This window comes from Stenotrophomonas sp. NPDC077461 (assembly GCF_049545475.1).
GTDB classification, from domain to species: Bacteria; Pseudomonadota; Gammaproteobacteria; order Xanthomonadales; family Xanthomonadaceae; genus Stenotrophomonas; species Stenotrophomonas nematodicola.
The window spans coordinates 42,242-63,695 of sequence record NZ_JBMWDO010000006.1 but is presented as its reverse complement, the minus strand read 5'-3'; the positions used below and the strand labels follow the sequence as shown (position 1 = coordinate 63,695).

Here is a 21,454-nt window from a genome sequence, read left to right as displayed (position 1 = left end):
ACGTAGTGCCGGGCTCTGCCCGGCAACGAACCATCCCGTAGTGCCGGGCTCTGCCCGGCACAGGAAGAAACAAGAAACGAGAGAGAGAAGCTGTATTGGCCGGGCGGTCCCGCAAGGACCCCCGGCCATTTTTTTGCCACAATCCCCCCATGCCCAATCTCCGCGCGCCCCTCCTGCTGCTCGCATTCCTGCTGCTCGCCGGCTGCGCTACCACACCCACCGACCTGCGCAGCCCGCTCGCCACCTGGGTGCCATCGCCGAACCACAACGCGCGCGGCCCGGTCATCATCGTTCTGCATCACACCGACCAGGACAACGTGCAGCAGAGCCTGCACACCCTGCGGACCGCCAACAGCGGCGGCAGGGTCAGTTCGCACTATCTGGTGGGTGCCGATGGCCACATCTACCAGCTCGTCGCCGACAACCGCCGCGCCTGGCATGCCGGCAGTGGACGCTGGGGCGGCCTCACCGACCTCAACTCCACCTCGATCGGCATCGAGATCGACAACGACGGCAGCAGCCCGTTCGCGCCCGACCAGATCGCGGCCCTGATCCGTCTGCTCGACGACCTGTGCACCCGCCTGGATATCCCGCGCAGCCAGATCATCGCGCACGCCGATCTCGCGCCCGCGCGCAAGCAGGACCCGAGCCGCTTCTTCCCGTGGCAGCAACTGGCTGCGGCCGGTTTCGGCCTCTGGCCGCGCGACGCCGACGGCCCCGCACCGGCCGGGTTCGATCCGTGGCTGGCGCTGCAGGCCTTCGGTTACCCGCTCGACGATCGCGATGCGGCCGCAGGCGCTTTCCATCGCCGGTTCCGCGGCCGCGACGACCTGCCGCCCACGCTCGATGCCGACGACGCCCGCATCCTGCATTCACTGCTGCAGCAGGCGCGGTAGAGCCGACTCCCCGTCGCCCCTACAATTGCCTCCCTGCAGTCGCCACACGAATACCGCCCATGAAGGCCCCGCGCCGCATCGCCGCACGCCTGTGTAGCGCCACGATCCTGCTGGCGTCGGTTCTGCTGACCGGCTGCGCCGTCCAGAACGCCCGCCCCGGCGCCGCACCTGCCAGCACCTACGCCAAAGCCGACTGGAACGCGTTGCCTGCGGTGTCCGACACCGACCTGAAGGCGGGTTTCGCGGCGTGGCGCAGCGCCTGCCCGCGCTTGAAGGGCGATGCCGCGTGGGCGCCCCTCTGTGTGGCGGCGGGTCACGTGGATGCCACGCCGGCCGCCATCCGCGCGTTCCTGCAGAACAGCCTGGATGTCTACGCCCTGCGTGCCGCCGGCAACCGCACCGAGGGCCTGATCACCGGCTACTACGAACCAATCTATGCGGGCAGCCTGACCCGCACCGCGCGCGCCACCGTACCGGTGTACGGCGTGCCGGCGGACATGGTCAGCGTGCAGCTGGACAGCGTCTACCCCGAACTCAAGGGCAAGCGCCTGCGCGGCCGCGTCGAGGGCCGCGTGCTCAAACCCTACGATGACGCCGCACGCATTGCGGCGCATGGCGTCAACGCACCGATCCTGGCCTGGCTCACCGACCCGATGGACCTGCAGTTCCTGCAGATACAGGGCTCGGGACGCGTCCAGCTCGACGATGGCCGGCATCTGCGCCTGGCCTACGCCGACCAGAACGGCCATCCCTACCGCCCGATCGGCCGCTGGCTGGTGGAGCAGGGCGAACTGGCCAAGGACGCGGTCAGCATGGACGCCATCCGAGCGTGGGCCAGCGCGCATCCGACGCGGGTGCCCGAGCTGCTGGCCAGCAACCCCAGCTACGTGTTCTTCGCCAAGGGTGCCGACGGCGACGAGGGCCCGCGCGGCTCATTGAACGTGCCGCTCACGGCCGGCTACAGCGTCGCGGTGGACCGCAGCGTGGTGCCGCTGGGCAGCCTCCTGTGGCTGTCCACCACGCGTCCGGATGGGGCGGCGCTGGTGCGGCCGGTGGCCGCGCAGGACACCGGCGGTGCCATCACCGGTGAGGTGCGCGCGGACCTGTTCTGGGGCACCGGTGATGCCGCCGGCGCGCTGGCCGGGCACATGAAGCAGAGCGGCCGCCTGTGGCTGCTGTGGCCCAAGGGCGTGGCGCTTCCCAGCCCCGGCGGCGGTTGATCGCCGCGCCCCTCCGGCGCGCCGGGGTATGCTGGCCAGACAACGCCCACTGTCGCGGATGATCGATGGCCCTTGCCCTGATCGCACTGCTCCTGATCGAAGTCGTCCTTCAGCTTGCGTGGGTGCCCTGGTACTTTGGCGTCGGCATCGTCGCCTTCACTGCGCGCGTTCCCGCGCCGGCGGCGCTGCGCTCCCGCCTTGCGCTGAACGCCCTAGAACGCGACGTCACCAACAAAACATGGCTGCCGCTGGTCTTCCGTCCCTTGCCGGATGGCCGCATCGCCTTCCGCGAGAGCTTCTTTATTTCCTTTGCGCGCCGCTACTACCCGGTGATGCGTGGTCTGGTGGCGGTGGACACCCGGCGCAACGAGGTGCGGGTCGTCGGCCTGGACAACTGGAATGCGTTGTTGATCACCCTGGCGATTCTGCTGGCCAGCGCCATGATCCCGCGCGCGGCACCGATGCTGCTGATGCTGCCGGTGTTCGTGGTGAGCTACCTGATCCAGCGGCGCCGGTTCACTGCAGTGGCCGACGCGGTGCGCGCGCAGCTGGCCGAGGTGGATTCGGTGGAGGTGCTCATGGCCCGCCGGATGCAGGCCCGGAGCACACCATGAAAGTGACCCGCATCGTGGCCAACCTGCACGCGTCCAATCCTGCGCTCGCCGACCGGTTCTACCGCGACATCCTCGGGCTGCACGTGGCGATGGACCACGGCTGGATCCGCACCTACGCCGGCGACGACACGATGGCCGTACAGCTCAGCATCGCCTCGGAAGGGGGCTCGGGCACTGCAGTGCCCGATCTCTCCATCGAAGTGGATGACCTGGACGAAGCGCTGCGCAGGGTGCTCCAGGCCGGCATCCCGCTGGCATACGGCCCGGCCAATGAACCCTGGGGCGTGCGGCGGTTCCACGTCCGCGATCCGCTGGGGCGGCTGGTCAACCTCCTTCAGCACGTGTGAGCACGCATCACCGGCCATCGCGCTGCGCGCGCGACGCCCGGGGCAGTCAGCGGGACGGGGTGGGGTACCGCTGTTGATCCTGGCCAGTGCGGCCAGTGCGCTGGTGCTGGTTGGCTCGATCTTCAACGCGGCTTCGTAGCTGCGGCGTGCCTCGTCCATGCGCCCCGACGCCAGGCACGCTTCGCCCAGGCTGTCGTGCGCATTGGCCGAGTCCGGGTACTGCGCCGTGCCCCATTCGAGGACACCTCGCGGTAGGCGAGGCTGCCGGCTGTATCGGCTTGCCGTTGAGCACCTCCCTCAGCTTCCTGCCCAGCGCCACGACCAACGCGCGCTGCCAGTAATTGCTCAGCATGGTCACGCTGATCTGGTGCGGCGCCGGACGCAGGCAGCGGATCTGGATGAACGCCATCGACACGTGCTGCCCATGCCGCGCAGCGATGTGGGTTGGCACCGTGGCGCTGGGCGCATCACCAGACAAGGCGCGTGCCCAACCGCCACAGTTCGTTCAGACGCGAAGCGCTCAAGCGCTCTCCCGAACAGAGCAACTCTGTCAGCTGACCTCTTCGGCAGCTTGGTTGGCGGGCTGGTTATCCTTCCATGCGCCATACGTGATGGTGCTCCCCTTTATCCGCCAGGTCGTCCGTCCATTGTCTGCCCTTCCCACCACCACTGCGGACGCCGCACTTGGGCTGGAGAAATCGACATCCGTCATGAATACCAGGTGGGTACCATCGGCGGACGGTGACAGCGCGCCGCCGGTCTGAAGCTCAAGACGCAGCTGCTCGTAGGCGTGGCTCTTGCCGGTCCAGTTCAGTCTTGCCTGCGAACCCTTCAATACCGTGAAGCTGTCCGGGCGCTGCTTTGCCTGTGCGGTGATACCGCTGCGTGAGCCGGAAATCTCAAACACGATGGAGCTTCCGTCGCCCTCAAGCAGTCGGAGAAGTTCCTTGCCCAACTCTTCCTTGCTCCTTCGGCCCTGCAGACGCCAATGGGATTCAAGCAGACCAACCATTCTGGCCTGACGCTTTTCCAACACTTCGAGCGTCCAGTCCGCATGCTGAAGTACTTCGGTCGTAAGGGCGAATGCTGAGGTCCCCCCCTTCGTGAAGTAGCTTGACTTCTTCCATCCGAAATCTCGGTTGCTCGCAGAGCTGTTCTTCTTCCTGCTGAGCAGTGCGAGGTTGCCGAGTCGATGGACCCAGCGCTGGTGGTCTGCTTTGTCAGGCATCCATACCGCCCATGTGCTGTTGGGTGCGGGTTGCTGAGGCATGACATGTTCGACGGAAACAACGTTGTGCAGATACGTCGCGGTGGCATCCGACATGAGTCTGTCGAGTCGCAGGAGCAGCAAAGCAAGAGCACGGGAGGAATGTGTGTCGTACATCGCGCCGTCGAGCGCTGTGTAGGTAAGATGCTGCTCCTCGGCAGAAAGCTGCAGCGGGGAGGACACATCGAAGAGATCCATCTGCGATTCAATGGCTGTGGTCAGCGCGGAGAATCGTTCGATTCGGCCGTTCGGCCCAATCTTCCGGATCAGCATCGAGTAGCTGAGACGCTCAAGGTCACGGAAGAAATCGAGCACCAGCCCCGGGTCGTTTCGGTGAAGTACGAAGAACCGCAGGGCCGGCGGAACCCAGTCGTTGAATTCAAGTCGATTCAGCCACGTGAGGTGCTCGTTGACCTTTTCGGCATGCTGGGTGCTCGTGTACACCGCATCCCGTAATTCCGAGAACGCTTCAGCCATGGGAATGATGACCTCGTCCACAAGTGGGCGGGGAGAGTGCGCAGTAAGCACGTGCTCCTTGAACTCCTTGAGGAGTGTTCCGTGAGGTTTGGATTTTCGGTAAACCATTCGAATGTGGCTGAACAGATCCCCGAACTCACTGCGGCCGAGATCCTCCTCCTTGCTCTCCCATTTCCGCGTGTAATCGTCACGTAGGGATTCTTCGATCTGGCCGATGATGTCGGCCTTCAGGATGTCGGTCGCACTCAGGTCGAGTCCGCGGCTGTTGAGAACGCCGAAGATCCGATATGCAGAGTCCAGGTCCGGCGTCGCCACGGTGACGAGATAGCAGCGAGTGATGATGAATTGGACGAGTCGTACGAGATCGCTCTGCGACAGTTTCGATAGCTCCGTCATGAATACCTTGGCGTTGGACCGCAGTCGGTCCTGCGCGTCCGGGAGCTGGTCATTCAGAGATACAAGCCGGATCAGGCCGTCCTCATGCTGAACGTACGTACGGAAGAACTCCCGGTCCCTATCTCGCAGTGACAGGCGATAGGAAGGTTGGGTTGCTTTCACAACGCTGCCTTTTTCATAGATGCAGCTGGTGATCTCATTCTGAACAACGTCGTCAGCCACCGTCGCCCGGATGGCGGAGAGCAGCAGAGTCAGCGTGGTCAGGCGCTGCTGCCCGTCCACTACAGTCGCTTCCGTCGATGACTCCGGCTTGATGAGAACGATGCTTCCCAGGAAGTATGGCGTTGAATCGCCAAGGCTCTCGGGGGCAAGTGACAGGGCCGCAATCAGGTCATCAATGAGCTCTCTGGCTTGTTCGGTGCCCCATGAATAGGGCCGCTGATACCCGGGAATATGGAAAACGTAGTCAGCGCTGAAGATGCGGGAGAGCGACTGTTCTTTGGCGGTCAGTGTGTGCGACATAGGTCCGTGGAGTCGAGATCTGGCGAGGATGAAGTGCCCTGGACTGGACGCGCGCCGCCCTTGAAGATGCATCCGAGCACCTGAAGGGCAAGCTGGGGGAGAGGCGTCGTTCAGAGCCGCGACTGAGCTGGGGCGAAAGTCCCGATAAACGGCTTGGCCAATCAATGCTGTATCTGATGCGCGCGCTTCCCTGTGCGCAGCAGATCCTTCAGGTGGGCAGAGTATGCCGTAGGCACCAGGGGGGAGCGCAATTGGTTCCTTGAAGGGCGAGACTCAGCGGACGCACCGGCCGAACCGGATTGCCGCGGCAACGATCGGTGTCCTCCCCACAAGCCACCGCCGCCTCCCCGGCCGGCAGGTTCCCCCGGTCTGGCCGGCCGACGTTCTGCATTCGGGGATTCACCCGACAAGCGGTGCAGATGTACGGCAGGTGGGGCATAGCGTGCGTTCAGCGAATCCACCACAGAGGGTGCAGACAGCACAGACGTTGCCAATTCGTCCAGCGCCGGCGCGGTGCCGATCAGGCGCAACACCCCCGTTTTGCACTACATTGGTGCAATGACCGCCGCACTCGTTCCCCCCGCCCTCGACGCCCTCGGCACGCCGGTCGCCTGGGCCGACGCTGACGGCCGCGTGGCCGGCTGCAATCCCGCGTTCTCGCGCTGGCTGGGCGTCAGTGGGCGCCGCCTGGTGGGCCAACCGCTGGCCTCGCTGGAAGTGCAGGGCGAAGCCCTGGCGCACTTCCTGGCGCGCGACGAGCGCGATGTCCTGCGCCTGCACCGTCTGGCGCTGGCGTTGCCCGGCGACGCGCCGCGTTTTGCCGAGGGCTGGCTCAGCCGATGGGATGCAGGCGGGTGGCTGCTGGAGGCCCATCCGGTCGACGAGTTTCCCGGGCTGGACCCGACCCAGGCGCTGCCCAGCGCGCTCAGCGCCGCCCTCAAGGGCCTGGCGCACGAGCTGCGCAATCCGCTGGCCGGCCTGAAGGGCGCGGCCCAGTTGCTGGCACGGCGCAACGCACAGCGCGACCCCGACGAGCGCGAGCTGATCGACCTGATCAGCTCGGAAATCGAGCGCCTCAACGGCCTGCTCGAACAACTGCTCTCTCCCGCACCGGCCGCACCGCACGCGCCGTTGAACATCCACGCCTCGCTGGAGCGCGTGCTGCGCCTGGCCGAGAGCGAGGGCGGCTGGGCGGTGCGCGTGCAACGCGATTACGACCCGAGCATTCCCGAATTCGATGGCGACGCCGATCGCCTGACCCAAGCGGTGTGGAACCTGGTGCGCAATGCGATCCAGGCCGGCGCCGGTACCGTCACCCTGCGCACGCGCGTGGAACATGGCGTGCGCATCACCGACCACCTGCACCCGCTGGCGCTGCGGCTGGAGATTGCCGATGACGGCCGCGGCGTTCCCGAAGAACTGGCCGAGCACCTGTTCCTGCCCTTGGTCAGCGGCCGCGCCGAGGGTACCGGCCTGGGTCTGGCGCTCGCCCAGCAGGTCGCGCGCGAACACCGCGGCAGCCTGACCTACCGCTCGCGTCCAGGGCACACCGTATTCACCGTGCTGCTGCCGATCGGCGGCGGCACGCCTGACGAAGAGGCGGCCACGCATGGCTGATCCAGTACCGTCCACCGGCCAGCGCGTCTGGGTGGTCGACGATGACCGCGCGGTGCGCTTCGTGCTGTGTACCGCACTGCGCGATGCCGGCTACCAGGTCGATGGTTTCGACGGGGCGGCGGCGGCGCTGTCGGCACTGGACGCGCAGACCGTTCCGGACCTGCTGTTCACCGACGTGCGCATGCCCGGTGATGACGGCCTGGTATTGCTCGACAAGCTCAAGGCCGCCCATCCGCAGTTGCCGGTCATCGTGATGTCGGCCTACACCGATGTCGCCAGCACCGCCGGGGCGTTCCGTGGCGGGGCGCAGGAGTTCCTGTCCAAGCCGTTCGACCTGGACGACGCGGTAGCACTGGCGCAGCGCGTGCTGCCGGCGCCCGATGCGGCGCTCGCCGCGCCCAGCGAGCCCGCCGCGCCCCCCGCACCGGACCAGCGCCCACAACTGGTGGGCGATACCCCGGCGATGCGCGCGCTGTTCCGTGCGATCGGGCGGCTGGCGCAGGCGCCGCTGTCGGTGCTGATCAATGGCGAAACCGGCACCGGCAAGGAGCTGGTGGCGCACGCGCTGCACCACGAATCGCCGCGCGCGGCCGGCCCGTTCGTGGCGCTCAACACCGCCGCGATTCCCGCCGAACTGCTGGAGAGCGAACTGTTCGGCCATGAGGCCGGCGCGTTCACCGGCGCCCAGCGCCGCCACGTGGGGCGCTTCGAGCAGGCCCACGGCGGCACGCTGTTCCTGGATGAAATCGGCGACATGCCGCTGCCGCTGCAGACCCGCCTGCTGCGCGTGCTGGCCGAGGGTGAGTTCTTCCGCGTTGGCGGACGTGAGCTGATCCGGGTCGATGTGCGCGTGATCGCCGCCACCCACCAGGACCTCGAATCGCTGGTCGCGCAGGGCCGCTTCCGCGCCGACCTGCTGCATCGTCTGGACGTGGTGCGCCTGCGCCTGCCGGCGCTGCGCGAACGCCGCGACGACATCGCCCAGCTTGCCGACACCTTCCTCGCCGCCGCCGCGCGCAAGCTCGATACTCCGCCCAAACGGCTCACCGCCGCCGCGGTGCAGGCGCTGCGCGAACACGAGTGGCCCGGCAACGTGCGCGAGCTGGAGAACGTGTGCTGGCGCATGGCAGCGCTGGCGGCGTCGGACACCATCGGCGTGGCCGATGTCGACAGCGCGCTGCATCGCGGTGGCAACCCGCGCACGCGGCCCTCCGGCGATCCCGGGCAATGGGAAACGCTGCTGTCGGCCTGGGCACGGCAACGGCTGGCCGAGGGCGCCGAAGGGCTGCACGCGCAGGTGCGCGAGCGGGTCGACCAGGCGCTGCTGGAGGCCGCCCTGCAGATCACCCACGGCCGCCGTGCCGAAGCCGCCGCGCGGTTGGGCATGGGCCGCAATACCCTTACCCGCAAGCTCGGCGCCGGCCGCCGCCGTGGCGCATGAACCACGCGTCGCGGCGATGTGTGCGGCGCGTGTCCCCTCTTTCATGGCCCGTGGACGACGCCACGGCTAGCTTGGCTCCAAGGAGTTTTCCCATGCGCAGTTCCCGTCTTGTTCTGCTCGCGTCCACCGCGCTGGTGCTCAGCGCGTGCGGCACTACCCCGCCACCGCGCCCTGCCGCGCCGGCCGCGCCGTTGGTCAGCACGGCCCAGCAGGCCGAAGCCAACCTGGCACCGGCCTCGGCCAGTCTGGTCAGCGGCCGGCTGGCACTGGTCCCCGACGCCCGCGGGGTACACATCACCGGCGTCATCGGTGGTCTGCAGCCGCTGCAGACCGCTGCCTTCCACGTGCATGAGCGCGGCGACTGCAGCGCGGTGGATGCCAGCAGTGCCGGCCCCCATTTCAATCCCACCGGTCAGGCACACGGGCGCAACGGCGCCGGCGCGCATCATGCCGGCGACATGGACAACCTGCGTGCCGACGCGCAGGGCCGGGTCAACGTGGACGTGCGTCTGCCAGCCGTCACCCTTGGCGGCGGCGCAGCCACCGATATCGCCGGACGTGCCCTGGTCGTGCATGCCAATGCCGACGATTACCGCACCCAGCCCGCCGGCAACGCCGGCGCCCGAATCGCCTGCGGCGTCATCCGCGTCACGCGCTGAGCGCACGACCTGCTGACGACCGTTCATTCACTGCCACCTGCAAGGAGATCCACATGCGTCCGATCCATACCGCGTTGTTCGCCGCCATTGCCACGCTCGGCCTGAGCGCCTGCAACAAGCCGGCCGACACCACGCCCGATGCCACGCCCGCCGCGGAATCCGCCGCCGCCCAGCCGACCGCCGACGCCACCCCGGACGCGCCGCCGGCGATGATGAGCAGCGATGCCCATGCCAACCACAGTGCCGTCGCCGATCTGGCGCCGACCCAGGGCAATGCCGTCAAGGGCAACGTCACCTTCAGCGTCATCGACGGCAAGGTCCACGTGAAGGGCGAGGTCAGCGGCCTCAAGCCCAACAGCGAACACGGTTTCCACATCCATGAGACGGGCGACTGCAGCGCGCCGGACGGCGCCAGCGCCGGCGGCCACTTCAATCCGGGCAAGGAAGATCACGGCAGCGTGGCTGCCACCCCGCACCACGGTGGCGACATGCCCAACATCAAGGCCGACGCCCAAGGCAATGCGGTGGTCGACGCCGATGTGTCGACCAACGTCAACATCGGCAAGGGCGATGGTTTCGACATCATCGGGCGTGGCCTGATCGTCCATGCCGACGCCGACGACTACAAGACCCAGCCGACCGGCAACGCCGGCGCCCGCCTGGCCTGCGCGGTGATCAAGGCCGCGCCGTAACCGACACGACGCAGAACGAAAAACGCCGGCGAATGCCGGCGTTTTTCTGGGTGGGCATCAGCGGAGGCCGGCGCTGTCAGCCCGCCATCAACCGGCGGGCGTCCTGCCCGGCTTCGCAGTGCACGAACAGCACCGGCAGCCCGTGGGCTTCCAGCACCGCAGCCATCTGCCGCTGACGGATCAGGTACTGGTCGTAGATGCCCTGCAGGCGATCGCAGTCGCCGCTGCCGTGGTTGTAATGCGCGCACCAGCCGGCGGGATCGAACAGCGCCATACGCACTTCGCCATCGGCGTATCGAAGCAGCGGCTCGGGCGCGGCGTCCACCCATTCCTCGGCCTGCGGCGCCATCAACGCGGTCTCGATCAACGGCCACAGCACCGCCAGGCCCTGATTGTCGTACTGCATCGACATCATCGCCGCGAGGTCGTTCACGGTGAAGAAGCGGGCGTGCTCGATCTGCGCGCCAAATGCGTTCTGCGCCAGCAGGGCGGTATCCGGCTGGGCCATGCCCTGGGCCAGCAGCACGTCCTCCAGCGCCTCGGCCACAGCGGCGGTCTGCGCCACGTCGGTCCCCGTGAGCAGGAACGGCACTACCCGCAGTCCACCGCCGGTGAGGCTGGCATCGGCCTGGAACGGCAACGGTACATCGCCGTCGGCGCCGGCACCGAAGGCCAGCAGGCGCGGGCCCTGGCTGCGGCCCGGTGCGCGCATCTGCAGCTCTTCCAGACGGCGGTGGATCGGCCAGCCCGGACGCAGCACCTCGGCCGGGTCGAAATGGGCGCCGGCGAAGACGAAGTCCAGCGTACTCACGCCGGGCACCAGTTTGGCCAGGTCGCGGCCGATGCGGTCGGCCAGTTCACCGGCCTGTTCGGACGACAGCGCGGCATGGCGCGGCGCGTCGCCGCCGGCCAGTTCCAATGCCAGTACGCCAAGGGCATTCATGCCGTGGTCGGGTTTGCTCATGGTTTCACGGTTGGCCCATCACAGGGCGGCAGCTACACTTGCCCCCATTATGCCTGCTCCTTCGTGCAGGCCATGTTGCAGACACCCCTCCCATGCCAGGTATCTCCATGCCCAACGCCCGTCCCGTCGCCATTCTCGGTGGCGTCCGCATCCCGTTCTGCCGCCAGAACACGGCCTACTCGGACGTCGGGAACCTCGGCATGTCGGTGCGCACGCTCGGGGCGCTGGTGGAGCGCTTCGGCCTGCACGGACAGCAGCTCGGCGAAGTGGCGATGGGCGCGGTGATCAAGCACTCCAGCGACTGGAACCTGGGCCGCGAAGCCACGCTGTCCTCGGGGCTGTCGCCGCTGACGCCGGGCATCACCATGCAGCGCGCCTGCGGCACCTCGCTGGACACCATCATCGCGGTGGCCAACAAGATCGCGCTGGGCCAGATCGAATCGGGCATCGGCGGTGGGTCGGACACCACCTCCGACGTGCCGATCGTGTACGGCAAGAAGCTGCGCGCGCGCCTGCTGGCGGCCAATCGCGCCAAGACCACTGGCGACAAGTTCAAGGCCCTCACCCGTGGCTTCAAGCTCAGCGAGCTCAAGCCCGAGTTTCCCGGCGTGGCCGAACCGCGCACCGGCAAGAGCATGGGCGACCACTGCGAGGACATGGCCAAGGAGTGGAACATCTCCCGCGACTCGCAGGACGAATGGGCGGTGTCCTCGCACAAGAAGCTGGCTGCGGCGTATGAGCGCGGCTTCTTCAACGACCTGATCGCCCCGTTCCGCGGTGTCGAGCGCGACAACATCCTGCGTGCGGACACCTCGCTGGAGAAGCTGGCCACGCTCAAGCCGGCCTTCGACAAGGTATCCGGTCGCGGCACGCTGACTGCGGCCAATTCCACCCCGCTCACCGACGGTGCCTCGGCGGTGCTGCTGGCCAGCGAGGAATGGGCGCGCGCGCACGGCCACGAACCGCTGGCTTACCTGCGTGATTCGCAGGTGGCGGCGGTCGACTTCGTGCACGGCGAGGGCCTGCTGATGGCGCCCACCATCGCCGTCCCGGAGATGCTCAAGCGCAACGGCCTGACTCTGCAGGATTTCGACATCTACGAAATCCACGAAGCGTTCGCCGCGCAGGTGCTGTGCACGCTGCGTGCGTGGGAAAGCGAAGACTACTGCCGCAACCGTCTGGGCCTGGACGCACCGCTGGGCAGGATCGATCCGGCCAGGATCAACCCGCTGGGCTCGTCGCTGGCCACCGGCCACCCGTTCGCCGCCACCGGCGCGCGCGTGATCGCCACGGCCGCCAAGCAGCTGGCCGAACGCGGCGGTGGCCGCGCGCTGGTGTCGATCTGCACCGCCGGCGGCATGGGCGTGGTGGCGATCGTCGAACGCTGACGCGGCCGATGTGCGAATGAGAAAGGCCGCCCAAGGGCGGCCTTTTTCGTTGGTGCCCCCAACACGCAGGGGCACGGTTGCCGGGCAGCGCCCGGTACTACGGCAGGCGGGGATTGCCGTAGTCGTCGCGCTCGTCGCGCAGCCCCCCGACCGGGTCGATGGGATCGGCCGGCAACGGCTGCGCCATCAACGACTGCTCCTCCACCGTGGCACGCTCGGTCACTGCGGCGGCCGCTTCGGTGGCGCGGGCGAGCGCGACGCTGTCCTCGCCGCGCTGCTGGCGCAGCGCGTTGGCGAAGCACTGCGCGGCCAGCGGGGCATCACCCCGCTCGTGGAACACCTCGCCCAACGCCTCCCAGGCCGCCGGGCCGGCACCGGCGGCGATCGCGCGGTGCAGGTAATCCTCCGCCGCCGCGTGCTGACGCTGACGCACGGCGATGCGGCCCAGCGCCAGCAGCAGCGCCGGGCTGGCCGGGTGGCTGGTCAGCCAACGCTGCAGGTTGGCCTGGCGCGTGGCCAGCTTGTCCACCGGCATCTGCCCGTAGAGCGTCACCAGCGATTCGTCCCAGCGCGTGTCCAGGGCCTGTTCCAGGGTCAGCAGGGCCGGTTCGTCCCAGTCCAGCGCCACCGCGCGCAGGGCGTAGCCGGCCACCACCTCCGGATCGCTGCGCAGCGCCTTCGGCGTGGCTTCCCACTGCGCGGCCAGCGCATTGACGTCGCCGGCTTCCAGCAGCGACTGCGCGGCCAGGCGGGCTTCCAGTTCAGCCACGGCATCATCGGGCAGCACCTTCTGCTTGCGCAGCGCGCCAAGCTGGCCATACGCCTCGTGCGCGCGTTCGGCACGCGCCAGCGCCTCGGTGCGCAGCCACAGACCGCGCGGCGGCAGCGGCTGGATCGCCGCCACGTCGAGCGCATTGATCGCATCCACCGGGCGTTCCTGGCCAAGCAGACGTTCGGCCAGCAGCAGCGCGTGGCTGGTGGCGTCTTCGCCGGCCAGACGCTGCAGGTACTGGTTGGCGGCAGCCTCGTCGCCGCGTGCCTGCGCACTGCGCACGGCCGTGGCCAGCGCCACCGCGCTCACCTCTTTGTCCTCGGCCGCAGCGCCGAGCAGCTTCTCTGCGCGCTGCCAGTGGCCGTACTCATGCGCCTGCAGGCCTTCGGTCAGGCGCGCACGGCCCTGCTTGCGGCGGTAGCGGCCCCACGCCCGGAACGGCGCGGCCACCAGGCTCCACAGCAGCCACAGCAACAGCAGTGCCACCAGCGCCGCGAGCGCAACCTGGGGCACCGTAGAGCGGTAGTCATTGCCGGCGTAGCGGTAGATCACTTCGCCGAACTGGCGCAGCGAGTCGGCGCCGAGCCATTGCGCGGCAATCACGCCGAGCGCAACGGCCAACAGAAGAACCACAAGGGACTGGAATGGCTTCATCGATCATCTCCCATCGCGCATGGCGCGCAGTTGCTGCAGGGTGCTGCCCAGTTCGGGCAGGGTGGGGCGCAGCGTGCGGGTGCGCAGATGCTGCAGTTCACCACGCCGCTCGCGCAGGGCGGGTGAATCCGGCCACAGACGCGGCAGCCACAGTGCCACGCGGTCCAGTGCCTGTTCATAACCGGCCTGGTCGCCGCGTTCGATCGCCGCGCGGGCCAGGGTCAGTTCCAGCTGCAGGGAATCCCACGCCGCGACGCGCTCGGCATCGGTCAGCGGGCCCTGGGTGCGGGTCGGGGTAATGGTCACGAACGGGGCCAGCACCTGGTGCCACCACGGTGTGGCGGCGGTCCGTGCGTCGTCGGCCACCGCGTCCGGCAGGGCGGTCAGTGCCTGGGCGAACGCGGCCAGCGCGGCGCTGGCCTGGGCCCGTGCGCCGGGACCCTGTGCATCCAGCGCGTTGCGCTCCTGCATCAGCGCCTGGCGCAGGTTGAGGTAGTCGCCGCCCTGGATGTCGCCCAGCGCAGCGGCGGCCAGCGCATACAGGCGCTTGGCGCCCTCCACGTCGTCGGCGAAGGCCAGCCGCTGGCCGGCCTGGCTCAGCAGCAGTTCGGCCTCTTCCAGTTGCAGCGCCTGCGCGCCATGCCGGGTGCTGTCGGCGAGCTTGGCCATATTGTCTTCGAGCAGGGCGTTGCGCTGGCTCAGGCCGAGCATCTCGTCGCGCAGCACGCGGTTGGTGGCCGCCGCGTCCTGCACCCGCTGCGAGGTGGAGCGCTGGTCGCGGCGCAGGGCCTCGACGCTGTCGAGCAGCCCCTGCAGCTGCAGGCTCGCGTTTTCGTCGCGCTGCCGGGCCTGGGCCTGCTGCGCCTGCCACTGCGTCCACCCCCACGCGGCACCGCCGCCGGCCACAAGCAGGCCCAGCACCGGAACGATCCAGCGCAGGGGACGACGGGTGGAAGGGGGCGAATCGGCTTCATTCATACAGGCATCCTTGTCGCGCGCGCCGGGCAGTCCGCTGGCTGGCGAGCGACGTGGTGCACAGCATCACCCGCCGCCCGCGCTGCCTGCAAGACCGGTGAAAACGCGGGTTCAGCAAGTTGCGCGTCGTGTGATCGCCCTGTGCGCCGCCTGTACCAGCTGCGCGGGAAGCGGGCCGTCGGCCTGCACCACGTGGACAAAGCCGGCGGCCTCGGCCTGCGTGGCCAGGCGCTCGCTGGCCGCCACCACCCAGGCCTGCCGCAGTGGAGCCTGCAGATCCCCGGGCAGCTGCGCCAGCAACCGGGCCAGTGCGTCGGCGCTGCTCACCGCCAGCGCCCAGGGCGTCGCCGCATGGCGCAGGCGCTGCAGCGTGCGTGGTGACAGCGGCAGCGGCTGCCGCAGATAGACGTCGGCGCGCAGCAGCTGCGCGCCCCGTGCCTGCAGCGTGGCGGCGATGATGCCGCGCCCGCCCGGCGCGGTCACCAGGCCGGCGCGCAGGCCGTCCAGGGTGGCCAGGGCCGGCAGTGTCAGCAGTCCCTCGCTGTCCATCCGCGCCGGGGCCTGGATATCGCGCGCGCCGGCACGCTGCAGGGCCGCTGCGGTGCCGCTGCCGACCGCCAGCCATTGGCCCGGGTGCGGCGCATCGAGCCGGGCCAGGCGCGATGCGGCCACCACGGCGGAGGGGCTGCTGAAGATCACCCGGTCGGCGCCCAGCGCCGCATCCAGCGCGGCACGCGTGGCCGCGTCGCCGCGCGCGCGCAGCGCCCACGGTGAGAGCGCGATGGTCGTGGCGCCCAGCGCGTGGGCGGCGCGGCGCATCGGGGCGTGCTGGCCGCGCGGGCGCAGCGACAACAGGGTCCAGTGCGTCGGATTTGCTTCGGTGTCCATTGCGGGCATTATGCGAGCCCTTCGATGCCGTTGCCCTCCGATGTCCGTTTCCGATTCCCTGCCCGCGCAGCTGGCTGCGCTGCAACACGTGCTGGACCGCATGCCGCCGGTAGCGGCGATGCAGATCCGTGTCCACGACTACCGTGACGGCGTGTTGCGCCTGCAGGCGCCGCTGGCGGCCAACGTCAACGACAAGGGCAATGCCTTCGGCGGCAGTCTGGCCTCGGCCCTGACCCTGTCCGGCTGGGCGCTGGTCACGCTGCGGCTGCGCCTGGCCGGTTTCGATGCCGATGTGTACGTGGCCGACAGCCACGTGCGCTACCTCGCGCCGGTGTACGGCGACCTGCAGGCCGACGCCCAGGCGGACGCGGAATCGGACTGGGACGGCTTCCTGGCCACGTTCGCGCAGCGCGGCAAGGCACGGATCGGCCTCACCGCGCGCCAGCCGGGCAGCGCCGGCAAGCCGGCCGCCGAACTCACCGGCCGCTTCGTGGCCTTCGCGAGAGGGTAGGATGGGCGCCTTGCCTATTGGGGAATTCGCATGCGCCGCCTGGTCCAGATCCTGCTCCTGACATCGTTTCTGCTGACCGGCGTGGGGACGCTGTCTGCGGCCGATCTCAGCCGCAAGCAACGTACCGCGCTGGAGGAGGTCCAGAACCAGTACGGCTCCACCATCCGCTGGGGCAACGCCGAGGATGCGCTGGGCTACCTGGACCCGGACTACCGCAAGGCCCACCCGCTGACCGACCTGCAGCTGCGCCGCTACGAGCAGATCCGTGTTTCCTCCTATCGCGAACGCAGCACCGCCGCGCTTCCCGATGGGACCGTGGAGCGCCGGGTCGAAATCGGGGTCATCAACGTCAACACCCAGGCCGAGCGCACCGTGGTGGTCAAGGAAGTCTGGCGCTGGGACCCGCAGGCCAAGCGCTGGTGGCAGGCCGGCGGCCTGCCGGACCTCTGGCAAGGCCAATAATCCCGGCCCCCGTGGCCGCTGGACGCCGCTTCGCCCGCATGTGCGACAATCGGCGCCCGCTTATCGACCCGTGATCTGAGTGAATTACGAAGAGTTGCTGGCCTTTGCCGGCCGAAACCCGATGTTGTCGATGGCCCTGGTCGGCCTGACCGTGGCCATCATCGTGACCGAAGTACGGCGCCTGTTCCGCGGCTACACGTCGCTCAAGCCGGCCGAACTGACCCAGCTGATGAATGCCGGGAACGCGCTGGTGGTGGACCTGTCGTCCAGCAGCGACTTCGAAAAGGGCCACATCGCCGGCAGCCGCAATGCGCAGCCGAGCCAGTTCGGTCCCGAGCACAAGCTGGTGGCCAATGCCAAACAGCGCCCGGTGGTGCTGGTGTGCCGCACCGGCAATGCCTCGGAAACCGCCGCCAAGGCGCTGAAGAAGGCCGGCTTCGAGCAGGTCAACGTGCTTGAAGGCGGCATCCCGTCGTGGCAGCAGGCCGACCTGCCGCTGGTCAAGGGCCGCAACTGATTTCACGTTGATGGCGTTGCGCGCCTTGTGCGCGACGCCACACGCCCCCATCGCTGGGGATGCAACAATCCATTTTTACAGCATTCATTCTGGAGCTACAGGAAATGTCCGATCAGAACACCAACGGCGCGATCGCGCCGGCCGACGCCGCCACCGGCCCCGCGTTCACCGTCGAGAAGATCTACGTCAAGGACGTTTCGTTCGAATCGCCGAATGCCCCCGCCGTCTTCAACGAAGCCGTGCAGCCGGAACTGCAGCTCAACCTGAACCAGCGCGTGCAGCGCCTGGGCGAGAACGCGTTTGAAGTCGTGCTGGCCGTCACCCTGACCTGCAAGGCCGGCGACAAGACCGCCTACGTGGCCGAAGTGCAGCAGGCCGGCGTGTTCGGCCTGATCGGCCTGGAGCCGCAGGCGATCGACGTGCTGCTCGGCACCCAGTGCCCGAACATCCTGTTCCCGTACGTGCGTTCGCTGGTCAGCGAGCTGATCCAGGCCGGCGGCTTCCCGCCGTTCTTCCTGCAGCCGATCAACTTCGAAGGCCTGTACGCCGAAACCCTGCGTCAGCGTCAGGAACAGGGCGAAACCTCGCTGGCCGATTCCGAGCCGGCCGGCAACGCCTGATCGGCGCTGCGTTCGTTCCGATGAGCAGCCACGCAGACAAGATCGCCGTTCTCGGTGCCGGTTCCTGGGGCACCGCGCTGGCGAGCCTGCTGGCCCGGCACGGTCATCCGACCGTGCTCTGGGGCCGCGACGCCGGCATGGTCGAGGCCATCGACCAGCGCCACGAGAACACCCGTTACCTGCCGGGCATTCCGCTGCCCGCGTCCCTGCGCGCGACCACCGATCTGGCCGCCGCCGTCGCGGGAGCCGCTTGGATCCTGGTCGTGGTGCCCTCGCACGCGTTCGGTGAGACCGTGCGCGCGCTGGCACCGCTGCGGCCCGCCGCAGCAGGCGTGGCGTGGGCCACCAAGGGCTTCGAGCCCGGTTCGGGACGCTTCCTGCACGAAGTGGCGCGCGAGGTCCTCGGGCCGGACGTGCCGCTGGCCGTGGTGACCGGTCCGTCGTTCGCCAAGGAAGTCACCCAGGGCCTGCCCACCGCCATCACCGTGCACGGTGACGACGTGGACTTTGCCCAGCAGGTGGCCGAAGCGATGCACGGCCCGGCCTTCCGCGCTTACACCGGCGATGACATGGTCGGCGCCGAGCTGGGGGGCGCGATGAAGAACGTGCTGGCCGTGGCCACCGGCGTTGCCGATGGCATGCAGCTGGGCCTGAACGCGCGTGCCGGCCTGATTACCCGTGGGCTCAACGAAATGCTGCGGCTGGCTGCGGCCATCGGCGCCAAGCCGGAGACCCTGATGGGGCTGGCCGGACTGGGCGACCTGGTGCTGACCTGCACCGGCGATCTCTCGCGCAACCGTCGCCTGGGCCTGGCCCTGGGACGTGGGCAATCCCTGCCCGACGCGATCCGCGAGATCGGTCAGGTGGTGGAGTCGGTGCAGACCGCCGACGAAGTCATGCGCCAGGCACGCCGCCACGGCATCGACCTGCCGATCTCCGAACGTGTGCGCGCCGTGCTGCATGGCGAACAGACGCCCGAAGAAGGGTTGCGTGCGCTGCTGGCACGCGAACAGAAACCGGAATACCCGGACACGCTGTTCAAGTGATTGCGAAAAACCCCGGCATTGCCGGGGTTTTTTTTGGACCACGCGCGGCCGGAGATGGATCACGTGCTGGACCGCAACGGCCAGAACGCAGAAACCCAGCGTGCGCTGGGTTTGGCGTGGCATACCGACGAGGGCGTGGCCAGAAAAAGTGAAGCCCGGCGTGGAGCCGGGCTTCGTGGCGCAGGGGAGAGAGACCGCGCCATCCAACAGGGTGCTGCGTGACGCCGATTACCAGGTGAAACGCGGGCCGACGAACCATTCCTTGTCGCCGCCCTTGGCCAGCTTCACTTCGCCGCTCAGGCCCCAGTTCTGGTTGAACTTGGCCTGGGCGCCAACGCGACCGTAGAACTCGCCGTCCGGGTTGATGCCGTGCTTCTTGCTGAAGTCTTCGTAGCCGGCCAGCGCGTAGCCTTCGATCATCGGGGTGAACGCGGTGCGCACGCCCACTTCGGTGGCGTAGCCGTTGAAGTCCAGGCCGTGCTTCGGATCGAACTTCTGGTACGCGACGCGGGCCACCAGGTCGGTGGTCGGCGCGATGCCGTAGTTGTAGCCGACACCCACGCGCCACTGGTCGACGTCGGCGCTGCCGCGCTTGGTTTCCTGCGAGTTGTAATCGCCGAAGACATGGAAGTTCGGCGCGATCGCGACCGAGCCCTTGGCAGCCCAGCCATCGGCGTCGCCGCCCTTGGCATCGGTGTTCACGTAGCCGCCTTCAACGTAGTTGTACGACAGGCCGTCGGTTGCCGAAGCAGCGAACGGCAGTGCAGCGAGCAGACCCAGGGCAAGCAGAGAAGACTTCATCATCGGGACACCTTTTTTATTTTGGTTTGATCGCCAGCAGCGCGGGGGAGGGGAGAAGCTGCGCTGCTGGCGACAGGTGTGAATTATCCGTTAGCCACCCCAATCGCCCCTGAATATTAAACTGACCAGTACATAAATGTACGAGCCATTCAGGGAACTTGAGTGATCCGCTTTTTAGCGCCCGCAGAAAGCAGAAAAGGCCGCGCATCCGCGCGGCCTTTCCGTACACCGTTGCGGGGCGCAGCCGTATCAGCTGCAGGACCCGTCTTCGCCCTGCAGCGAGGCCTCGTCCAGCGGGTGGGTCGTCTCGATCAGCGCACGCTGCGCCCCGCTTGGATCGCCCAGCCACCGCACCTTGCAGTCGGTTACCAGGCGGCCCACCAGCTTCGCCTGCGTCGGCGCGTACAGCATGTCCAGCGCGGTGGTGCTGCACTGATGCGCCTGGCAGGCCGAGTAGTACCACCAGGTCTGGTCCTGCACCTGCAGTGGCCTGCCCGGTGCGCTGGGCCCACTGAGCAGACGCTCGCGCAGCGGCGGCACCGCCGGATCGGTGGATTCGGCGGGCGCGGCGTCCTTCATCAGCGCATCGAATGCAGCCAGCACCCTGGGGTCTGTGCGGCCGCAGTCGTCCACCGTGTTGCCGCCGACCAGAGTGAAGAAGTAGGTCGCCAACGGCGCGTCGGCGCACGTGATGTCGTCGCCGGGGGTGACGTCTGCCGGCTCGCCTTCGTTGTCCCATACCGACGGATCAACGCCCTTCTCGATGTCGTTGTCGTCCTCGGCCAGCGTGGACGCCGCTGGCGTCGCTTCTGCCGCAGGTGCCGATGCAGGTGCGGTTGCATCGGCTGTTTCCGGCGTCTGCCCGCAGGCCGCCAGCACGGCGACGATCAGTGATACCGACATGAAGCGCATCTTCATTCCCTGTCCTGTTGCGTCCTGGTGGATGTCCTGCCGTGATCGCCCCTGCAGCGCACGGCGGGGAGGCTGATTGTAACCAGGGGTGGCAGGCGACGCCGGCACGGTGTCCGGCATTGCAGAAGCGCGCAGCGCGGATCAGGGGCGCTGTCGCTCAGAGGTGGCCGTCGCGCAGGTAGTCGAACAGTTCGGCGTCGCCCTTCAGGCCAAGCTTCAGCATCGCATCGCCCTTCTGGCGGCTGATGGTGCTCACGCTCTTGTGCAGCTGCAGAGCGATCTCCTTGACGGTGAGGCCGGTGCCGAGCAGGCGCAGTACCTCCACTTCGCGGGGTGAAAGCTCTTTGTGGCCCTCGTCATCGACGCTCTGCGTGCCGATCGCGTCAATGCGCTCCTTCAGCGTGCGGCTGACGTACGGTGTGCCGCGCTGCACGGTCTGGATCGCCAGCGGCAGCTCTTCCATCGAGGACGCCTTGTCGACCAGGCCGAGCACGCCGGTGGACTTCACCATCCGCAGGATCGCCAGGTTGTTGGATACGCTGAGCATCAGCACCGGCAGGTCCGGAAAGCGGCGGCGGATCATCCCGATCATGGCGAAGCCGTCGGCCTGCTGCCCGCCGGGCATCGAGTAGTCGGTGACCAGCACATCGCAGGGGAAAGACGACAATGCCCGCATCAGCTCTTCGACGGTACTGGCCTCGGCAACGACGCGACCGACGCCGCTGGTCTCGATCACGGCCTTGGTGCCGATCCGGACGACGGGGTGGTCGTCGGCGATGATTATGCGCAGGGTCAT

General features: G+C 68.2%; 22 protein-coding genes and 1 pseudogene. 14 read left to right on the top strand and 9 right to left on the bottom strand.

From position 1 onward, the window contains the following. Positions 1-149: 149 nt before the first annotated feature. The 4 genes from ACPEH8_RS12045 (at position 150) to ACPEH8_RS12030 (ending at position 3,077) form a co-directional block, all read left to right on the top strand. Positions 150-896: an N-acetylmuramoyl-L-alanine amidase gene (locus tag ACPEH8_RS12045; RefSeq protein ID WP_423666876.1), complete on the top strand. Its 747-nt coding sequence runs from the start codon at positions 150-152 to the stop codon at positions 894-896. 59 nt (positions 897-955) lie between these two features. Beyond that, positions 956-2,116, top strand: a complete 1,161-nt coding sequence (locus tag ACPEH8_RS12040; RefSeq protein WP_166472436.1) for a murein transglycosylase A — start codon at positions 956-958, stop codon at positions 2,114-2,116. Positions 2,117-2,181: 65 nt separating this feature from the next. Then, the gene (locus ACPEH8_RS12035; RefSeq protein WP_166472437.1) at positions 2,182-2,730 is read left to right on the top strand and encodes a hypothetical protein; all 549 of its coding nucleotides are present in this window, start codon (positions 2,182-2,184) and stop codon (positions 2,728-2,730) included. Then, positions 2,727-3,077 carry a VOC family protein gene (locus tag ACPEH8_RS12030; RefSeq protein ID WP_017356768.1) on the top strand — a complete coding sequence of 117 codons (351 nt, stop codon included), beginning with the start codon at positions 2,727-2,729 and terminating at the stop codon, positions 3,075-3,077. Before ACPEH8_RS12035 ends, ACPEH8_RS12030 begins: the two co-directional genes overlap by 4 nt. An 87-nt stretch (positions 3,078-3,164) precedes the next feature. Here ACPEH8_RS12030 and ACPEH8_RS12025 read toward each other — a convergent pair. Together ACPEH8_RS12025 and ACPEH8_RS12020 are read right to left on the bottom strand one after the other, a co-directional pair. Continuing rightward, a pseudogene (locus tag ACPEH8_RS12025) lies at positions 3,165-3,272 on the bottom strand (tetratricopeptide repeat protein); the annotation flags it as partial. Between the two features lie 355 nt (positions 3,273-3,627). Beyond that, positions 3,628-5,739 carry a DUF4357 domain-containing protein gene (locus ACPEH8_RS12020; RefSeq protein ID WP_017356769.1) on the bottom strand — a complete coding sequence of 704 codons (2,112 nt, stop codon included), beginning with the start codon at positions 5,737-5,739 and terminating at the stop codon, positions 3,628-3,630. Positions 5,740-6,297: 558 nt separating this feature from the next. On the opposite strand from ACPEH8_RS12020, the gene ACPEH8_RS12015 reads away from it, so the two are divergent. The 4 genes from ACPEH8_RS12015 (at position 6,298) to ACPEH8_RS12000 (ending at position 10,148) form a co-directional block, all read left to right on the top strand. Next, positions 6,298-7,356, top strand: coding sequence for a two-component system sensor histidine kinase NtrB (locus ACPEH8_RS12015; RefSeq protein WP_017356770.1), 1,059 nt, complete (start codon positions 6,298-6,300; stop codon positions 7,354-7,356). Next, a complete protein-coding gene (ntrC, locus tag ACPEH8_RS12010; protein WP_136006736.1) occupies positions 7,349-8,797 on the top strand; it encodes a nitrogen regulation protein NR(I) in 1,449 nt (482 codons plus the stop codon). Before ACPEH8_RS12015 ends, ntrC begins: the two co-directional genes overlap by 8 nt. A gap of 92 nt (positions 8,798-8,889) precedes the next feature. Continuing rightward, a complete protein-coding gene (locus tag ACPEH8_RS12005) occupies positions 8,890-9,456 on the top strand; it encodes a superoxide dismutase family protein (protein ID WP_017355375.1) in 567 nt (188 codons plus the stop codon). Positions 9,457-9,509: 53 nt separating this feature from the next. Further along, a complete protein-coding gene (locus tag ACPEH8_RS12000) occupies positions 9,510-10,148 on the top strand; it encodes a superoxide dismutase family protein (protein WP_136006734.1) in 639 nt (212 codons plus the stop codon). A gap of 76 nt (positions 10,149-10,224) precedes the next feature. Here the strand turns inward: ACPEH8_RS12000 and ACPEH8_RS11995 are convergent, their stop codons facing one another. Further along, the gene (locus ACPEH8_RS11995; protein WP_017355377.1) at positions 10,225-11,112 is read right to left on the bottom strand and encodes a hypothetical protein; all 888 of its coding nucleotides are present in this window, start codon (positions 11,110-11,112) and stop codon (positions 10,225-10,227) included. Positions 11,113-11,204: 92 nt separating this feature from the next. On the opposite strand from ACPEH8_RS11995, the gene ACPEH8_RS11990 reads away from it, so the two are divergent. Further along, positions 11,205-12,500 (top strand): acetyl-CoA C-acetyltransferase, encoded by a 1,296-nt coding sequence (locus ACPEH8_RS11990; RefSeq protein ID WP_026070665.1) that lies wholly within the window; start codon positions 11,205-11,207, stop codon positions 12,498-12,500. 97 nt (positions 12,501-12,597) lie between these two features. Here ACPEH8_RS11990 and ACPEH8_RS11985 read toward each other — a convergent pair whose 3' ends face one another. The 3 genes from ACPEH8_RS11985 to ACPEH8_RS11975 all read right to left on the bottom strand — a co-directional run bounded on the left by ACPEH8_RS11985 (position 12,598) and on the right by ACPEH8_RS11975 (position 15,789). Then, positions 12,598-13,926 (bottom strand): heme biosynthesis protein HemY, encoded by a 1,329-nt coding sequence (locus ACPEH8_RS11985; RefSeq protein WP_153165543.1) that lies wholly within the window; start codon positions 13,924-13,926, stop codon positions 12,598-12,600. A gap of 3 nt (positions 13,927-13,929) precedes the next feature. Further along, positions 13,930-14,904 (bottom strand): uroporphyrinogen-III C-methyltransferase, encoded by a 975-nt coding sequence (locus ACPEH8_RS11980; protein ID WP_136006730.1) that lies wholly within the window; start codon positions 14,902-14,904, stop codon positions 13,930-13,932. Positions 14,905-15,012: 108 nt separating this feature from the next. Continuing rightward, a complete protein-coding gene (locus tag ACPEH8_RS11975) occupies positions 15,013-15,789 on the bottom strand; it encodes a uroporphyrinogen-III synthase (protein WP_423666873.1) in 777 nt (258 codons plus the stop codon). Between the two features lie 40 nt (positions 15,790-15,829). Between ACPEH8_RS11975 and ACPEH8_RS11970 the strand changes: the two genes are divergently transcribed. The 5 genes from ACPEH8_RS11970 to ACPEH8_RS11950 all read left to right on the top strand — a co-directional run bounded on the left by ACPEH8_RS11970 (position 15,830) and on the right by ACPEH8_RS11950 (position 18,945). Continuing rightward, positions 15,830-16,300 (top strand): YiiD C-terminal domain-containing protein, encoded by a 471-nt coding sequence (locus ACPEH8_RS11970; protein WP_017355558.1) that lies wholly within the window; start codon positions 15,830-15,832, stop codon positions 16,298-16,300. Between the two features lie 30 nt (positions 16,301-16,330). Beyond that, a complete protein-coding gene (locus tag ACPEH8_RS11965; protein ID WP_017355557.1) occupies positions 16,331-16,762 on the top strand; it encodes a hypothetical protein in 432 nt (143 codons plus the stop codon). Between the two features lie 79 nt (positions 16,763-16,841). Further along, positions 16,842-17,279 carry a rhodanese-like domain-containing protein gene (locus ACPEH8_RS11960; RefSeq protein ID WP_017355556.1) on the top strand — a complete coding sequence of 146 codons (438 nt, stop codon included), beginning with the start codon at positions 16,842-16,844 and terminating at the stop codon, positions 17,277-17,279. 104 nt (positions 17,280-17,383) lie between these two features. Next, positions 17,384-17,899, top strand: coding sequence for a protein-export chaperone SecB (gene secB, locus ACPEH8_RS11955; RefSeq protein ID WP_017355555.1), 516 nt, complete (start codon positions 17,384-17,386; stop codon positions 17,897-17,899). Between the two features lie 20 nt (positions 17,900-17,919). Next, positions 17,920-18,945 carry an NAD(P)H-dependent glycerol-3-phosphate dehydrogenase gene (locus tag ACPEH8_RS11950; RefSeq protein ID WP_017355554.1) on the top strand — a complete coding sequence of 342 codons (1,026 nt, stop codon included), beginning with the start codon at positions 17,920-17,922 and terminating at the stop codon, positions 18,943-18,945. 228 nt (positions 18,946-19,173) lie between these two features. On the opposite strand, the gene ACPEH8_RS11945 is transcribed toward ACPEH8_RS11950, so the two are convergent. The 3 genes from ACPEH8_RS11945 to ACPEH8_RS11935 form a co-directional block, all read right to left on the bottom strand. Continuing rightward, entirely contained in the window at positions 19,174-19,746 is a 573-nt protein-coding gene (locus ACPEH8_RS11945; RefSeq protein ID WP_026070692.1) for an Ax21 family protein, read from the bottom strand. 249 nt (positions 19,747-19,995) lie between these two features. Continuing rightward, a complete protein-coding gene (locus ACPEH8_RS11940; RefSeq protein WP_423666871.1) occupies positions 19,996-20,664 on the bottom strand; it encodes a hypothetical protein in 669 nt (222 codons plus the stop codon). Positions 20,665-20,815: 151 nt separating this feature from the next. Continuing rightward, a complete protein-coding gene (locus ACPEH8_RS11935; protein WP_017355529.1) occupies positions 20,816-21,454 on the bottom strand; it encodes a response regulator transcription factor in 639 nt (212 codons plus the stop codon).

What these genes read in the sequence shown, in the direction of transcription:
- ACPEH8_RS11935 (WP_017355529.1), bottom strand. Translation starts at nt 21,454, where the DNA reads ATGACCCTGCGCATAATCATCGCCGACGACCACCCCGTCGTCCGGATC.
- ACPEH8_RS11985 (WP_153165543.1), bottom strand. Translation starts at nt 13,926, where the DNA reads ATGAAGCCATTCCAGTCCCTTGTGGTTCTTCTGTTGGCCGTTGCGCTC.
- ACPEH8_RS11990 (WP_026070665.1), top strand. Translation starts at nt 11,205, where the DNA reads ATGCCAGGTATCTCCATGCCCAACGCCCGTCCCGTCGCCATTCTCGGT.
- ntrC (WP_136006736.1), top strand. Translation starts at nt 7,349, where the DNA reads ATGGCTGATCCAGTACCGTCCACCGGCCAGCGCGTCTGGGTGGTCGAC.
- ACPEH8_RS11965 (WP_017355557.1), top strand. Translation starts at nt 16,331, where the DNA reads ATGCGCCGCCTGGTCCAGATCCTGCTCCTGACATCGTTTCTGCTGACC.
- ACPEH8_RS11970 (WP_017355558.1), top strand. Translation starts at nt 15,830, where the DNA reads ATGTCCGTTTCCGATTCCCTGCCCGCGCAGCTGGCTGCGCTGCAACAC.
- ACPEH8_RS12045 (WP_423666876.1), top strand. Translation starts at nt 150, where the DNA reads ATGCCCAATCTCCGCGCGCCCCTCCTGCTGCTCGCATTCCTGCTGCTC.
- ACPEH8_RS11975 (WP_423666873.1), bottom strand. Translation starts at nt 15,789, where the DNA reads ATGGACACCGAAGCAAATCCGACGCACTGGACCCTGTTGTCGCTGCGC.
- secB (WP_017355555.1), top strand. Translation starts at nt 17,384, where the DNA reads ATGTCCGATCAGAACACCAACGGCGCGATCGCGCCGGCCGACGCCGCC.
- ACPEH8_RS11950 (WP_017355554.1), top strand. Translation starts at nt 17,920, where the DNA reads ATGAGCAGCCACGCAGACAAGATCGCCGTTCTCGGTGCCGGTTCCTGG.
- ACPEH8_RS12040 (WP_166472436.1), top strand. Translation starts at nt 956, where the DNA reads ATGAAGGCCCCGCGCCGCATCGCCGCACGCCTGTGTAGCGCCACGATC.
- ACPEH8_RS12015 (WP_017356770.1), top strand. Translation starts at nt 6,298, where the DNA reads ATGACCGCCGCACTCGTTCCCCCCGCCCTCGACGCCCTCGGCACGCCG.
- ACPEH8_RS12005 (WP_017355375.1), top strand. Translation starts at nt 8,890, where the DNA reads ATGCGCAGTTCCCGTCTTGTTCTGCTCGCGTCCACCGCGCTGGTGCTC.
- ACPEH8_RS11980 (WP_136006730.1), bottom strand. Translation starts at nt 14,904, where the DNA reads ATGAATGAAGCCGATTCGCCCCCTTCCACCCGTCGTCCCCTGCGCTGG.
- ACPEH8_RS11995 (WP_017355377.1), bottom strand. Translation starts at nt 11,112, where the DNA reads ATGAGCAAACCCGACCACGGCATGAATGCCCTTGGCGTACTGGCATTG.
- ACPEH8_RS12000 (WP_136006734.1), top strand. Translation starts at nt 9,510, where the DNA reads ATGCGTCCGATCCATACCGCGTTGTTCGCCGCCATTGCCACGCTCGGC.
- ACPEH8_RS11940 (WP_423666871.1), bottom strand. Translation starts at nt 20,664, where the DNA reads ATGAAGATGCGCTTCATGTCGGTATCACTGATCGTCGCCGTGCTGGCG.
- ACPEH8_RS12020 (WP_017356769.1), bottom strand. Translation starts at nt 5,739, where the DNA reads ATGTCGCACACACTGACCGCCAAAGAACAGTCGCTCTCCCGCATCTTC.
- ACPEH8_RS12030 (WP_017356768.1), top strand. Translation starts at nt 2,727, where the DNA reads ATGAAAGTGACCCGCATCGTGGCCAACCTGCACGCGTCCAATCCTGCG.
- ACPEH8_RS12035 (WP_166472437.1), top strand. Translation starts at nt 2,182, where the DNA reads ATGGCCCTTGCCCTGATCGCACTGCTCCTGATCGAAGTCGTCCTTCAG.
- ACPEH8_RS11945 (WP_026070692.1), bottom strand. Translation starts at nt 19,746, where the DNA reads ATGAAGTCTTCTCTGCTTGCCCTGGGTCTGCTCGCTGCACTGCCGTTC.